Origin of the sequence: Hufsiella ginkgonis (assembly GCF_009834915.1) — a bacterium.
Classification (GTDB): Bacteria; Bacteroidota; Bacteroidia; order Sphingobacteriales; family Sphingobacteriaceae; genus Hufsiella; species Hufsiella ginkgonis.
The window spans coordinates 228,666-243,911 of sequence record NZ_WVHS01000001.1; the positions used below are offsets into that span (position 1 = coordinate 228,666).

General features: G+C 52.2%; 12 protein-coding genes. 5 read left to right on the forward strand and 7 right to left on the reverse strand.

The features are described from left to right. Positions 1 to 107 precede the first annotated feature (107 nt). The 5 genes from rsmH to gap all read right to left on the reverse strand — a co-directional run bounded on the left by rsmH (position 108) and on the right by gap (position 4,545). Positions 108 to 1,010, reverse strand: a complete 903-nt coding sequence (rsmH, locus tag GS398_RS00930; RefSeq protein ID WP_160904878.1) for a 16S rRNA (cytosine(1402)-N(4))-methyltransferase RsmH — start codon at positions 1,008 to 1,010, stop codon at positions 108 to 110. Then, positions 1,003 to 1,467, reverse strand: coding sequence for a division/cell wall cluster transcriptional repressor MraZ (gene mraZ / locus GS398_RS00935; protein WP_160904879.1), 465 nt, complete (start codon positions 1,465 to 1,467; stop codon positions 1,003 to 1,005). The genes rsmH and mraZ overlap by 8 nt, the downstream gene beginning before the upstream one ends. 177 nt (positions 1,468 to 1,644) lie before the next feature. Continuing rightward, the gene (locus GS398_RS00940) at positions 1,645 to 2,835 is read right to left on the reverse strand and encodes a phosphoglycerate kinase (protein ID WP_160904880.1); all 1,191 of its coding nucleotides are present in this window, start codon (positions 2,833 to 2,835) and stop codon (positions 1,645 to 1,647) included. 268 nt (positions 2,836 to 3,103) lie between these two features. Further along, entirely contained in the window at positions 3,104 to 3,559 is a 456-nt protein-coding gene (locus GS398_RS00945) for a GNAT family N-acetyltransferase (RefSeq protein ID WP_160904881.1), read from the reverse strand. After that, positions 3,556 to 4,545, reverse strand: a complete 990-nt coding sequence (gene gap / locus GS398_RS00950; protein ID WP_160904882.1) for a type I glyceraldehyde-3-phosphate dehydrogenase — start codon at positions 4,543 to 4,545, stop codon at positions 3,556 to 3,558. Before gap ends, GS398_RS00945 begins: the two co-directional genes overlap by 4 nt. 103 nt (positions 4,546 to 4,648) lie before the next feature. Between gap and GS398_RS00955 the strand changes: the two genes are divergently transcribed. Then, positions 4,649 to 4,912: a hypothetical protein gene (locus tag GS398_RS00955; protein WP_160904883.1), complete on the forward strand. Its 264-nt coding sequence runs from the start codon at positions 4,649 to 4,651 to the stop codon at positions 4,910 to 4,912. Here the strand turns inward: GS398_RS00955 and GS398_RS00960 are convergent. Continuing rightward, on the reverse strand, positions 4,909 to 5,961 hold the full coding sequence (locus tag GS398_RS00960; RefSeq protein WP_160904884.1) for a DNA topoisomerase IB: 1,053 nt from the start codon (positions 5,959 to 5,961) through the stop codon (positions 4,909 to 4,911). The genes GS398_RS00955 and GS398_RS00960 overlap by 4 nt on opposite strands. Positions 5,962 to 6,046: 85 nt before the next feature. Here GS398_RS00960 and GS398_RS00965 point away from each other — a divergent pair, with 85 nt between their 5' ends. Then, on the forward strand, positions 6,047 to 6,793 hold the full coding sequence (locus tag GS398_RS00965; RefSeq protein WP_160904885.1) for a helix-turn-helix domain-containing protein: 747 nt from the start codon (positions 6,047 to 6,049) through the stop codon (positions 6,791 to 6,793). 56 nt (positions 6,794 to 6,849) lie between these two features. Continuing rightward, positions 6,850 to 8,109 (forward strand): FAD-dependent oxidoreductase, encoded by a 1,260-nt coding sequence (locus tag GS398_RS00970; RefSeq protein ID WP_160904886.1) that lies wholly within the window; start codon positions 6,850 to 6,852, stop codon positions 8,107 to 8,109. Here the strand turns inward: GS398_RS00970 and GS398_RS00975 are convergent. Continuing rightward, the gene (locus GS398_RS00975) at positions 8,066 to 8,878 is read right to left on the reverse strand and encodes an alpha/beta fold hydrolase (protein WP_160904887.1); all 813 of its coding nucleotides are present in this window, start codon (positions 8,876 to 8,878) and stop codon (positions 8,066 to 8,068) included. The two genes, GS398_RS00970 and GS398_RS00975, sit on opposite strands and share 44 nt — an antisense overlap. A 205-nt stretch (positions 8,879 to 9,083) precedes the next feature. Between GS398_RS00975 and GS398_RS00980 the strand changes: the two genes are divergently transcribed. Both GS398_RS00980 and GS398_RS00985 read left to right on the forward strand, forming a co-directional pair. Then, positions 9,084 to 14,117, forward strand: a complete 5,034-nt coding sequence (locus tag GS398_RS00980; protein ID WP_160904888.1) for a PKD domain-containing protein — start codon at positions 9,084 to 9,086, stop codon at positions 14,115 to 14,117. After that, on the forward strand, positions 14,117 to 15,169 hold the full coding sequence (locus tag GS398_RS00985; RefSeq protein WP_237488058.1) for a PorP/SprF family type IX secretion system membrane protein: 1,053 nt from the start codon (positions 14,117 to 14,119) through the stop codon (positions 15,167 to 15,169). Before GS398_RS00980 ends, GS398_RS00985 begins: the two co-directional genes overlap by 1 nt. Positions 15,170 to 15,246 lie beyond the last annotated feature (77 nt).

The following is a 15,246-nucleotide window of genomic DNA, read 5'->3' on the forward strand; positions in this document are numbered from 1 at the left end:
GGTTACCCGCCGCCAGCTTACGCGAAGTGCGGCGGCGCGTACAGGTTCACCACTTTATTTTACAGGCAGGCAATGGATAGTTGTCGATCATTGCCTTCCGTTTAATTTTACTGTTTTCTTGCCACCCTCAGCTTGGCGCTCCGCGCCCGGTTGTTTAGCGCCAGCTCTTCCGCGGAGGCGGTAACCGCTTTGCGCGATACCTGCTCAAGCGGCCTGATCTCGTTGCCAAAAAAGTCCTTTTCCACCTCCCCGGCGAATTTCCCTTTGGCGATAAAGTTCTTCACCAGCCGGTCTTCCAGCGAATGATAAGACATTACCACCAGTCGTCCTCCTTCATTAAGCACCTCCACCGATTGCCGTAAGAAATCCCGCAGCGCATCCAGCTCACCGTTCACTTCTATACGCAGCGCCTGGAAAACCTGGGCAAGGTACTTGTTCTCCTTTCCGCGCGGGACCAGCGAAGCGATCGCTGTCTTCAGGTCGGAAACCGTTTCAACCGGTTTATTTAACCGCGACGTAACGATGGTATTGGCCAGCGTTTTTGCGTTCTGTATTTCCCCGTACATGCCGAAGATCCGGTGCAGCGCCTCGGCGGAGTAGGTATTCACCACGTCGCGGGCGGTTAGCGCCGACGATTGGTCCATCCGCATATCTAGGGCGCCATCGAACCGGATCGAAAACCCCCGCGCTGGCTGATCAAACTGGTGTGATGACACTCCAAGATCAGCCAGGATGCCGTCCACTTGCGGAGCTCCGTGCAAACGGCAATTATTTTTCAGGTAGCGGAAGTTCTGATCTATAAAGGTTAACCGATCATCGTTGGGAATATTCTGCCGGGCATCAGCATCCTGGTCGAACGCCAGCAACCTGCCCTTTTTATTTAAATGTTTCAGGATCTCGCGCGAATGGCCACCCCCGCCGAAAGTAACGTCTACATAAATGCCGTCCGGCTTAATTGCCAGGCCCTCAATACATTCATGAAGCATTACCGGGGTATGGTATTCAGTCATTCGTTCTCCTTCCTGCGCCGCCCATTACCTCTTCGGCAAGCCGCGCAAAATCTTCAGGTTCTTTATCCAGCTGATCCTCAAATGCATCTTTCGCCCAAACTTCTATTTTACTGAGCTGGCACGACAACACTACATCACTATCGATCCCCGCAAACTCCAGCAACTTCTTCGGCAACAGCACCCTACCTGCCGCATCCAGGGTCAGCTCCGTAGCTCCGCGGGTGAAATAACGCACAAACTCCCGCGTCTTCGCTTCGTAGAGATTTAACCCATTCAGGTCATTTGTAATTTTATCCCATTCCTTTCGCGAGTAAATCACCAGGTGCTTTTCAAATCCACGGTTAATCACAAGCCCCTCTTTCTCCACTTCAGGCAGTTGCTTTTTAAGACCGGATGGGATCACCATACGACCCTTAGCGTCAAGCTTACAGTCAAATTCTCCTAAAAAGTGGGACATGTAGGGTCTTATGCATTAAATCGAAAGTAAAATTAGCAAGATATCTCCCACTATATACCACTTTCTCCCACAAAAAGTTTTCAACAATAGTTTTCCCCATAGTAGGCATAACTTTTTATCGACCACAAAAAAAGGCACTGAGGAGATCAGTGCCTTTTTAAAAACGAGGATGTCCGTTTATTCATTGATCGCTTTTACCCCCGGCAGCTCTTTTCCTTCCATGTATTCGAGCAGCGCGCCGCCGCCGGTAGAGACGTAGCTTACCTGATCTTCGAAACCGAACTTGGCTACCGCCGCTGCGGAATCGCCTCCGCCGATCAGCGAGAAAGCGCCATTTTCCGTGGCTTTAACCACCGATTCGGCTACGGCTTTGGTGCCTGCCTCAAATTTCTCCATTTCGAACACGCCCATCGGGCCGTTCCACAGGATGGTCTTTGAAGCGGTGATCACCTCCCCAAATGCCTTCACGGAATCGGGGCCGATATCTAGTCCCATCCAGCCGTCTTTAATATCGTCGTTTTGCGCAGTGCCGGTGTCTGCATCGGCGGCAAACTTATCGGCTATTATCGAGTCTGTGGGGAGGATCAGCTTTACGCCCCGGGATTTGGCTTTTTCGACCAGGCTCAATGCCAGGTCGAGCTTATCTTCTTCCACCAGCGATTTACCGATATTGCCACCCAACGCTTTCGCGAAGGTGTATGCCATGCCGCCGCCTATGAGGATATTATCCACTTTTTCCAGCAGTTTCTCGATCAGCAGGATCTTGTCCGAAACCTTCGCACCTCCCATGATCGCGGTGAAGGGTTTTGCGGCGCCGTTCAATACTTTCCCGGCATTCTCAAGCTCGCCGGCCATCAGGTACCCGAAGTACCTGGCATCCGGGAAAAACCTGGCGATTACCGCGGTAGAAGCATGTGCACGGTGCGCAGTGCCGAACGCATCGTTCACGTACACATCGCCCAGCCCGGCTAATTTTTCAGCGAACGCTTCATCGCCCTTTTCCTCTTCCTTGTAAAAACGAAGATTTTCGAGCAGCAACAGATCGCCGCCTTTTAAAGCGGCCGCTTTTTCCGTAGCCTGTTCGCCAATACAATCATCCGCAAACTGAACTTCTGTACCCAGTTCTTCTGACAGGTGTTTTACGAGGTGCTTCAGGGAATACTTTTCTGCAGGACCGTCTTTGGGCCGGCCCAGGTGCGACATCAGGATCACCGATCCGCCGTCATGCAGGATCTTCCTGATAGTGGGCAACGCGCCTTTAATGCGGTTATCATCGGTGATTTGGTAACCGGCGTCCAACGGAACGTTAAAATCAACACGTATAAGGGCTTTTTTACCGGAAAAATTGAGGTCGTCGATGGTTTTCATGGAGTTAGGAGGGGTGGGTTGTCAGTTATCAGTGGTCAGTTATCAGTTATCAGTGGTCAGTTATTAGCTGTCAGCAGTCAGCTATCAGCAGTCAGCCTGTTTGTAGTTAAGATCATATCAGCTTTCAGCAGTCAGCTTTCAGCCCGTTTATAAGTTAAGATCATGTTAGCTTTCAGCTATCAGCAGTCAGCCTGTTTATAAGTTAAGATCATGTTAGTTACAGGTAACAAGCTGAAAGCTGATAGCTGATTGCTGATAGCTGTCAACTCTACTTCACCTTCAAATACATCACCTTATGCGGTCCGATGCCCAGTATTTCGAACTCATCCGAGATGAACTCGAAACCCAGCGCCTTATAAAAGGGCAGCGCGATCTTGCGGGCATTGCCCCAAATATAGTTGACTTTCTGACCGCGTAGGTACACAATTGCGAAATTTACGACTTTGTTGCCAAATCCCTGTCCGCGAAACTCCGGGAGGGTAGCCATTCCCCGCACCTGGTAGCCCACGGCGCCCTCGTGAATTTTCACCCGGTTTCCCGGTGTGAGGTCCTGCTTGTGGAACGTAGCGATACAGGCGAGCACACCTTCGTGGAAATAACCCAGGTGGAAAGCGCCTTCGCCGTCATCACCCGGAAAAATGCATTGAGCCGGCGCCAGTTTTCCTTCCCGCAGCACTTCGTTGCGGATGGCCAGCGTTTCTCCGGTAGTAATAAATTTGATCATAAGCGGGAGATCCTTTCTACCAGGTCGGCGAGGCGGCTGGAATAACCATACTCATTGTCGTACCAGCCCACCACCTTTACGAGGTCGCCAACGATAGAGGTAAGCTTCGAGTCAAAAATACAGGAATGCGGGTTATCCAATATATCCACAGATACGATCGGGTCTTCGGTGTACTCCAGCACTTCTTTTAAAAACCCCTCGGAAGCCGCCTTAAACGCTGCATTGATCTCCTCGATGGTCGGCTGCCTGCGCAGGATGCAGGTAAAATCTGTAAGCGACCCGTTGAGCACCGGCACCCTGATACCTGCCCCGCCCATTTTACCGTCGAGATGCGGAAAAATATTCGTGATGGCTTTTGCCGCGCCGGTGGTGGTAGGAATAATGGACGAGCCGGCGGCACGTGCCCGGCGAAGGTCCTTATGCGGCGAGTCGTGCAGGTTCTGGTCGCCCGTCATGGAGTGCACCGTGGTAATGTATCCATCTACCACCTCCCAGTTATCGTCGAGCACTTTCACCATAGGCGCCACGTTATTGGTGGTACAGGATGCATTAGAAAGTATCGGCGCACGAAAGTCGATGTCCTGGTCGTTTACGCCGAGCACTACGGTGGGTATGTCCCTGTCCGCCGAAGGCGCCGAAACGATCACCTGTTTTGCGCCTGCCTGCAAGTGCAGTTCCGCCTTATTGCGGGCAGTAAAGAGACCGGTTGATTCGATCACCAGGTCGATCTCCAGCGCTTTCCACGGCAGTGCCGAAGGGTCGCGCTCGGAAAACACCCGGATCGGTCCCCCATTCACCCGCAGGGTACTGCCGTCCACCGAAATTTCGCCCTTAAAACCACCATGCACGGTGTCGTACTTCACCAGGTGGGCAAGCGTTGCCGCATCGGCCAGGTCATTAATGGCGGTTACCCGGATGCCACGTTCCGTAAGTGTACGGAGAACGGTTCTCCCGATGCGGCCAAATCCGTTGATAGCGATTTTCATGTAGCGATCAGCTGTCGGCAATCAGCTGCCGGCCTGTTGGTACCTAAGTATCCGCCGGGCTGGAAGCTGGCTGCCGTTATTTTCCCGCAAAGGTAGAAACCGTTTGAAACTTTTAACAGTATCCATAGTTTTTATTGTTAACAAGCTGAAAGCTGATCGCTGGCAGCTGAAAGCAATTTTTATGAACAACCAGAGCAACCATCCCGAAAAATTCGAACCAAAAGACTCCAAAGAGAAGCGCATCAGGCACCCGAAAGACGATAATGAAGCCGTAGTAAAACCGGAAGACCGGCATTACGACGAAAAGACGGCGGACTTTGGCGATGTTGCCGCCAAGCGGGAGCAAAGCGATCACCGGCCCAGTTAGGCCCGTTTCTTTCTTTCGGCCCTCAGGAAGCTCAGCAGCACTTTTTCATCGGCCGTGAGGCCCAGGTCGGCGGCAAGGGCGGAATTGCGCCTGATCTTTTTCAGGTAAGGCAGCAGCGTTCCCTGCTCGTAAGCCTCCACCAGGGCTGGAAACACGTAGTATTTTTTGCAAACGCTGCGGGTGTTGCCGAGCTTTGCTGCCACCTCGTCGAGCACGGTTACCGTGATCTTTCTGCGCTGCGCTTCCGTTTCCGGGAAATCGTACGCACTGTACCGGCGGAGCGCTTCCATGGTACCTGACCAGGTGCGGAAGTCCTTCGCCGTGAAGTCGCAGCTGGTGATCTCTTTAATATAGGTATTCACCCGGCCCGAATCGATCGAGCGGCGCTCCCCGTTCTCCAGGTAATACTGGAAAAGCTCCTGGCCCGGGATGTCCTGGCAGCGCTTTACAAGCTTAGCCAAAGCACGATCGTTCAGGTCGATCTCGTGCATCACGCCTTTTTTGCCTTTGAAAGAGAGTTTCAGGCGGCTGCCATTCACTTTTACGTGCTTATCGCGAAGCGTGCTCAGTCCATACGAACCGTAAAGCTGTTTATAGGATTCGTTGCCCACCCTGATCAGCGTTTTTTGCATCAGGCTTACCGAAATGGCCAGCACTTTCCGCTCGTCCATCTGGCGCCTGCGGATATCCTGCTGGATACTTTTCCGGATGCCAGGCAGCATTTTCCCGAATTCCGGGAGGCGGTAATACTTGCTTTCGTTCCGCGATTTGCACCAATCCGGATGATAGCGGTATTGCTTGCGCCCGGCCTGGTCGATGCCTGTGGCCTGCAAGTGGCCGTTTGCCTTTTCGGCGATCCATACGTTTTCCCAGGCGGGAGGCAGCACCAGCTTCCGGATCCGGAGCAGCGTTTTTTCGTTCGTTACCGGTTCACCCTTGCGATCCAGGTAAATAAATGCGTTGCCTTTCCGCTTGCGCGTGATGCCGGGCGTGCTGTCGGTGACATATACGAGGTGATTTTCGTCGAGGAGCTGGTCAGTTTCAATCATGAAGAATAGAACAAATCCGGGCGAAAATGTTTGCCAAATCCTTCGCTTTATTGGCAGGGGCTGGATAAACAGGTACCTTTAATAAATGGCCGCCCAATCCCGCTTCATAAAGCCTCCTCCCCCGTTATCTGCGTTCGTGGACTTTTTTTGGATGATCGAAAATCCATCCCCGGAAGCGCAGGATGTAGTGGTGCTGCCCGATGGCCGCATCGATATCCTGTTCTCCGTTTCGCCCGCGGAACCGTATGGAGTGATGTTGATGGGGCTCGGGAACCGGCCGTCGCAAAACACCATTCTCCCCGGATCAAAAACCTTCGCCATCAGCTTTAACCTGTCGGCAGCGGTATACCTCCCGGGAGCCGGCATCGCTTCAACGCTCAATACGGTTACCTCCTTAGCCGACGATTTCTGGGGAATTACAGCGGCCGACATGGATAACTTTGAACACTTTTGCCAAAAAGTCTCCCATAAAATGGGGACGATGATCGCCAGCCGTGCAGACGAGCGCAAGATCAGGCTGTTCCGGCTGATCTATGCGGAAAACGGCGCGATGTCCGTTAACGCGCTGGCAGAAAAAGTCGCCTGGAACAGCCGGCAGATCAACCGCTATTTTAACAAGCAGTTCGGGCTTTCGCTTAAAGAATACTGCACCATTTTGCGATTCCGTGCATCGTTCGCACACCTGAAGGAAGGCAAGCTCTATCCCCGCCAGGACTATACGGACCAGGCACATTTTATTAAGGAGATCAAAAAATTCTCCGGTGTGGTGCCAAAGGAGCTTAGCAGGAATGAGAATGACCGGTTTATTCACCTGAGGACGCTGGGCGTTTAAAGTAAAACGACCGATTTTTACTATTTCTCCTCCCGCCGGCAGGGCAATTTTGCATCATGTTATTAAAGGATAAAAAGATCGCCATTATAGGCGGCGGCCCGGGAGGGTTAACGCTTGCCCGGCTTTTGCAGCTCAAAGGCGCGGATGTTACGGTATATGAACGCGATGTTAACCGCGATGTACGCGTACAGGGCGGCGCGCTTGACCTTCATACGGAATCGGGACTGGCTGCCCTGCAGCAGGCGGGCTTAATGGATGCGTTCAAGTCAAATTTCAGGCCCGGGGCCGATAAGATACGCGTGACGGATAACCAGGCGACAGTACATTACGACCAGCATGAAGAAAGCAGCGCTGCTAGCTTCGGTCACAAACACCACCGGCCGGAAATAGACCGGGGCCCGTTACGAAACATCCTGCTCGATTCACTGCGGCCCGGTACCGTTTGCTGGAACAGCCATATCGTCGCCCTTGAGGAAACAGGTAACACCTGGAAGATCGTTTTTCAAAACGGCCATGTGGCAACTGCCGGCCTGGTAATCGGCGCTGATGGCGCAAACTCGAAAGTAAGGCGCTTTGTTACCGGTGTAAAGCCGGTATGGGCGGGCATTACCATGATCGAAGGCGTGATACACCAATCGGCGCAAACGGCGCCCCGCATCCACCAACTGCTTAACGGCGGAAAGATCTTTGCTTTTGGAAACGAAAAAACGCTGATCGTAAGCTCCCGGGGCGATGGTAACTTCGGCTTTGCCACGGGCTGTAGAACCAGCGAAAACTGGGTGGCCAACAGCGGGATCGACTTTAACGATCATGCCCAGGTGCTGAACTGGTTCAAAAAAGAATTCCCGGAGTGGGGCGAGGTGTGGCACGAACTATTTGCCAGCGCGGAGTCGCTTTTTATCCCGCGTCCGCAGTATTGCATGCCGCTTAATTTACGGTGGGAAGCCAAAAAGAACGTTACCCTGATCGGCGATGCCGCGCATTGGATGCCGCCGTTCGCCGGTGAAGGTGTGAACATGGCAATGCTGGATGCGTTACAACTCAGCGAATGCCTGGCAGACCAGCGCCATACAGACCTGCAAACGGCAATAGCGGCCTATGAAAAGCGGCTATTTAAACGGTTTGCCAGGATCGGGCGCCTGACGCTGTTTAACACTGACTGGATGCATCGGCCCGCGGCAATTACCCATATGCTGAACATGTTTAGCGGAAATATCTTTAAACAGCTGGCATTCGTGGCCAAAAGCTGGCTTTACGAAGTCCCGGCCAGGTTTACTCCACGAAGCGTTGCAGGAACCGGTTCATCGCCCGGTTAAAGGCCTCCGGGTTCTCTACGTTCGGCAGATGCCCTGCGGCATCAATGGTTTCTATCACCGCACCTGGGATGCTTTGCTGTAACAGGTCGGTTTGTACGGCGGGGATCACCTGGTCGTCTTCACCCCGGATCACCAGCGCGGGGACGTCTACAGAAGGCAGCAGGGCAGTGGTCTCCGTGCGCGAGGCCATGGCCAGCAGCGACGAACAAATGGTGGTAACGGGTGTGGTAACGATCATTTCACTGATGCGGGCGACCGCCTCCGGCCGATCGGTAAGGGTAGTTTCGGAGAAGATCTTCTTAACGAAACCGGCCGCATAGGGCTCCACGCCTTTTTCCTGCACCGTTTCTATGCTCGCAAAGCGGTTCAATTTCGCCTCGTTGTTATCGGCGGCGGCGGTGGTATCGCACAGGATAAGGCCGGCATACAGACCGGCGTTACGCTCGAAAGCGCGCAAGGCGATGTACCCGCCCATGGAGATGCCGCACAGAACCACCTTATCCAGCTTTAGCCCGCTCACCAATGCTTCTACGTCCCTGGCAAAAAGGTCGATGGTAAAGAAGCTGCTGCCGCTTTCTGAATCGCCAAAACCGCGGATATCATAAGCGATACCACGCACTTCATCCGGCAAAGCCGGCAACTGGGCCTCCCATAATTGCTTGTTAAAAGGAAATCCATGGATAAATAACACGGTAACAGGGCCGCTTCCTTCTTTTAACAGGTAGCTGGTGGCAATGCCATTGATGCGGGTGGAGTGAATGGTGATCATAATTTAAGCGTAAGTTATCTGTTGTCAGGTAATTTTCCCTGCCTTTTCACGTTGAGATAATTTTAGCGGGCAAAAAGCACGATACATTCCTTGCTGGTGAGAACAAACTTTGCGGAACCATGTTTCTATATGACCGTATAAAAAGCTATATTTACAGGGCCCTATGATGCCATTTTTTGTGAGCGAGATCCCATAGAACAAGCCTATGACAAAACTCTCCCAAGCTTTTTCTTATGTGCTATGCGGGCTGATCCTGTCGATATTATTCGGTAACAATGTTTTCTCGCAAGTTGCCATTACCAAACCGGTAGTTGATAACAATGTACAGTATTCCAACGGCACCGGCTCTACGATGGCGGTATTCTTTAAAACGGACGGCGATTTTAAGACCACCAATACCTTTAATATATTGCTTTTCGACGCCACGGGCACTGTCCAGGTTTCGCCCACTCCTATCGGGTCATTTAGCGGCTTCTTCACTTTGTTCGCTAATGCCGACCTTGCGGGTGTTGCGCCCGGTAGTTATACGGTCAGGATCCAGTCGACCACGCCGGTTCGTACAAGTTCAGCATCCCTGGCATTCACGGTAGTTGCAGGCTCACCGCTAAAAGCGGAGGTTGGCTCTATTTCCACGATCAATACCGCCCCGCGTGTTTTCGGTTTTTGCGGCGGCAGCAGCAACCCGATCAAGTTCGACAACGAATCTACCGGTGGTGCTGCGACGCTCAGGATTATTAAAGAAACTACCGGAGCAGTCACCTCACTTACCTTTAACAGTAACGGAACAACGGCCCCATTCACCCCCGAACTTACGCACTACACGGTGGTTGTTACCGCGGCAGCCGGAGGCGCAGTAGCCACCAAAGCGTACCTGCTGCTAAATGACGAACCATATATGCGCTTTGAACCCGGAAGCACCCAAGCCGTTTGTAAACTTGGAACAGCACCGGCCCCTTATGAGATCAAGGCTGATACGACCATCATCCGGAACAACTACCCTGGAACGATTTACAGTATAGATTGGAGAGATCCAAATCCTGTTGAAAAGTTAACGTATTACGATATCCTGAAAAAGACGGGGATCATTTCGCATAGCTATGACATTTCATCCTGCGGAAAATTTGTAGATCTTGGTTCCGGCCCGATCCCCAACGTGTTCGGGATTCGTATTAATCTTGAAAGCCCCTATTGTCCCCAGATCGGCAACCCTGCCGTGGTGGTGGCGAAGGTTGTAGTAAAGCCGGTTAACACCATCACAGGTGTAAATGTGGTCAAAAACGGGATCGCTTGCGTTGAAGCATCAGAGATCAGGTTCATTAACAATTCTACTTCCAGCGATTGCGGTACACCTAATTCAAAATATACCTGGGTCCTGGACAATGTCGAAATTCCGGGTATGACCGACGTAAGCAGCAATATCCCGATGACCTTCCCAAACAGCGCGAGGGGTGTTCCGAGGCTCACTCTAGGTTCCCACACGCTCATTCTCCGTTCTTTTGACGAAAATTCGCCGTGCCAGGCAGACGAAGATGTTTTTATCTTTTGTGTGCAACCGACACCGGTTGCAGATTTTAACCTGAAATCTAACGTTACCGCTAGCTCTATTACCGAATGCGGTGCGCCTTACCGGTTCATTCCGCAGAACTTGTCTAACATAACCACGCCCTGCCCCACCGCTACGAATAGTTTCAGATGGACAGTAACACTCGATAACACATCCGGCACTCCAACAACTATTAACCCGGTTGTAGGTTCATCAAACAGCGCAAACCCCGAATACGATCTCACCACTCCCGGCAGCTATATCGTAAAGCTCGAGATTTTAACATCGAACGCCGTTACCTGCTCGGCTACGCCCGTTACTAAAACCATCATTGTCAATGGACCGCCAACAGTAACCTTACCTACCGCCGCCGTGCTATGTGGGACTGGTGCATATACCTTTGATAGTTCTACCGGGAGCTCTACCAGGGTAACCTACAGCGGCACTTTCAGAGAAGAGCCCGACACCTATACCTGGTCTGTAACCCCCACGGACGGTCAACCGGCCACCAGTTACCTGATCAATAATATCCATGCCAAATTTCCTAATATCAGTTTTAATCAAACCGGCAATTACCAGGTCACAGTGGTTCATAAGAACAATTGCAGTTCTGTTAGTGCAACTGAAAACGTGACCATCAACGCCGCTCCGAGACTTAACCCCGGTACTTATCCAGACCAATGCCCGGGATCAACCATTCAGCTGGAGGGCACAGCCGACCCGGGGGCCAACGCGCCTACCTGGTCTAAAGTAAGAGCCGCCGGAACGCTCACCGTTGATCCGTTAAACCCGTTAAAAGCAACCTACATACCGGTGGATGCCGATTATCTTGATCCCGATGGCATTGTGCTGATGCTTTCCGCCACCACATCAAGCGTTGGATGCACCCTAATCGAAAGACCGATTACCATTAGGTTTAAGCCCACCAACACCGGTATCTCCGGTACTGCAGATCAACGATGCAGTGGCTCCGCTCCCATTCCGTATGCACTTAGTTCCAGTGTTCCCGGCAGCACCTTTACCTGGACGGTATCCGCCGACAATGTGTCGGACGCGGTAGCCGGGTCAGGCACCGAGATCAATTCTGTATTGACTCTTTCTTCCAACTCACGCAATGGTTCGGTGGTATATCTGGTAACGCCTATTGCAAACGGATGCGCGGGCGAGCCGTTTACCGTTACCGTACCCGTAATTGCACCTCCGGTTATTTCCTCTCCCGATCATTCAATCTGTAATAACACGGATGCCGCGGTATTAATCACCACCGATGTTCCGGGGGCGATTTACTGGGAGTCGACCGCATCCGCAGGCGTCTTAGGCAACACCAATTCAGGCACACTGGTCAATATCTCAGACAATACAATCCACGACGTACTTACGAACACGGGCACCACGGCCGGGACTGTCGTATACAAGATCATTAAGGATGGTTCCATCGCCTCCTGCCAGAGTGACCCCATCTTCGTTACCGTCACCGTTCAGGCCTCTATTTCAAATAACGTGATTTCTAATGTGGCCGCTACCTGCGAAGGTACCGCCGCGGCCACCATCAATGGTAACGTACCAACTGGCGGAACTCCATCAGATTACAGTTACCAGTGGGAGCAGAGTACCGGTGATTTTTCGGCCTGGGCCGCCATTCCAAGCGGGGGTAATTCGCAGAATTATAGCCCCGGCACGTTGCCTGCTACCACTAAATTTCGGCGTAAGGTATCCATGCCTTGCCAGTCTACGGCTGATATAAGCAATGAAGTAACCGTCGTAGTGAACCCCAATCCCATCGCCGAGATCCTGGCGGAACATGATAAAGGTTGCGCACCCTTCGCGCTTAATTCACAATCGATTCGTCCGCGATCATATTCCCAAAACGATACTTATACCTGGTACGAGGACGGCGTGAAGATCGGTACCGGGACCATTTACCCGGGAAGCAAGATACTCAACAGACAAGGGCAATCCGTTAATCTTCGCCTGGTGGTAACAAGCAACCTCGGATGTGCCCCGGTAGAGGTGTCACGCACCTTTAGCACTTACGTAGATGTATTGCCGACATTCACCAAAACAGGTCCATCCGAAAATTGCGGGCCTATTAGTATCAGTTTTACGAATACCTCTGCTACCTCCCCCGATACACGTTATCTCTGGAACTTTGGCGGCGGGTCTGCTTCTTCCCCGCTTACAGACGCAAATCCCGCACCGGTGATCTTCAACGAGCGGGCCGACGGTGAAGATGCCGTTTATATAGTCACCCTAACCACCTGGGTAGGTACCTGCGATCCCATCGTTTCCGCCCCGGTCACCATCACCATCAAGCCCGCCAAGCCGCTGGCGCTGATTACAATGGCCGCGACTTCAGGCTGTATCCCCTTTACGCCCACCATAACCAACACCTCCCTGGGAAATAATAAGAAGTATACCTATGTGCTGAAGGATGACAACGGTACGGTAATAGAAACCGTGGTAAAAACGACCAAGGCGGATGCGGTGATGAGGACACTCACCGTTTCCGGCAAATATCATATCTCCATGATCGCCGAAAACGATTGTGGCGTGAGCACTAACACCAATACACTTGACATAATCGTCTTTAACCCGGATGTAACTTCCAACCTCCGCATCGTTAACGGCACCCAGGGATCCCTGGAAACCACTACCTGCGAGCAGGAACCGGTCACTTTCCGGAACCAGTCGACCGGCGGCGTCACTTACCGCTATAACTTTGGCGACGGCACACCCGAGCTTATTACCAGTACCAACGACGACGTTACCCACCGGTACGCACGGCCGGGTAATTACACCGTAACGCTTTATGCGAGCAGCAATTGCGTTACCAATATACAATCCGCGGTAAAGGTGAACATCCTGCCCAAACCGGTGGTACTGCCGTTTTCCGCAAGCGTTACCAGTGGATGCCCGCCTTTGGCGGTTACCTTTACGCCAACAGGCGCCGCGGCGGTCGGCTATAAATGGGAGTTCGGCGATGGCACCTCCAGCACCCTGGTATCGCCCAAACATGTATACACCAGCACCCTCCCCACTTACACCGTACGCCTTATCGTCTTTAACGGACAAGGCTGTTCAGACACGCTAGATATGGCAGACCTTATCAAGATCACGCCCAAGCCTACCGCCGAATTCAGCGCTGAACATGGTTTTGGCACGGAGATCCCGAACTATACCTTCCAGTTCCGCGATCAATCGATAAACCCGGTTTCGTGGGCATGGGATTTCGGCGACGGAAAGAAATCTACTGCAAAAGACCCGTTGCATACCTATGCAGACACCGGCTCTTATAAAGTGAAACTTATCGTTGCCAATACCGCCGGGTGCCTGGATACCATGATCCATACCGTGCGTATAAACGGTGTTCCCGGCCAGCTGTACGTGCCCAGCGGGTTTATGCCCGGGAGTTTAACCGCACAGCTCAGGACGTTCGCCGCCATCGGTTCAGGCATAAAGCAATACCAGCTCGAAGTGTTTAACAAATGGGGCGACTTGCTTTGGCGCACCACGGCGCTCGATGAAAACGGGCGGCCTACGGAATCGTGGGACGGAACGTATAAAGGCCAGGTGGTGGCCGAAGGCGTATATGTCTGGAAAATGAGCGCCACATTTATTAACGGAACAGAGTGGAAGGGAATGGTTTACCAGGACGATATTCCCAAACGTACAGGTCCGATACATTTGATCAGGTAATGAAGAAAGCAACCCTCTCCATTTCACTGGCCGGAAAGGTCATGATCGCCCTGGCGGCAGTATGCCTGTTCGGCAAGCGAAGCGAAGCCCAGGACCATATTTATTCGCAGTTCTTTAATGAACCGGTATACCTTAACCCGGCGCTCAACGGCCAGTTTAAAGGCGATCTGCGTGTAAATATGATCTATCGCAACCAGTGGACCAACTCGCCCGCACAGCTTAGCTACTTCACCGCTTCGCTCGATTACCAGATCCCCGCTTTTGCAGGAGGCGTTGGCCTGATGGTTACCCATAGTGCGGAAGGCTCGGCATACCTTACAAAGAACAATATTTCCGGTATTTATTCATACAGTGTCGGCACACAAGACTATGTGCTTTCTTTTGGCGTACAGGCCGGCTTAACGAACCGCAAGATCGACTATAACCGGATCATCTTCGCCGACCAGATCGATCCGCGGCTGGGCTACGACCCCGGGCTGCCCACCGCTGCCGAGCCACCCGCATTTAACAGCAGGTATATGTTCGACGCCGGCGCTGGTATGAACCTGGTAGTACGCAATTTTATGACCGGTTATTCGCTGCAGCACATTAACAAGCCTGATGAATCATTCACCGGCACGCCCTCGCTCATGGCACGCCGGCACATAGCCTATGCTAGTTTCCGCTTCGCGCTCAACCGTTATAACCCGGACGATGATTCGCCTTACCTGGTGCCCTCCGTGGTGTATTACCGGCAGGCATCGTCGTCGTCCGTGAGCGGCGGTGTGCAGTTCAAACAACGAAGTGTAAGTATCGGCGTGTGGTACCGCACCAATGTCGCCGGCCAGAGCGATGCCGTGGTAGGCTCCGTCATTTTCGACCTATTTGGCAATCGGGCAAATAAAAACAGCAAAGTGCGGCTGGGCGCAAGCCACGACGCTACCCTTTCGAGGCTAAACTACAGCAATACAAGCGGAACTACCGAAGCCAGCTTAGGCTATGAAGTTACTTTTCCTAACCGCGATCCTTACCGCAAACTCTCTGAAGCGGTAAGATGCTATGATTTTTATTAATCTTAAATAGTATTTATTTTTCTTAATAGAATTATTTTTAACTTTAAATAAATAAACCGTATTATTGAAGAACATTA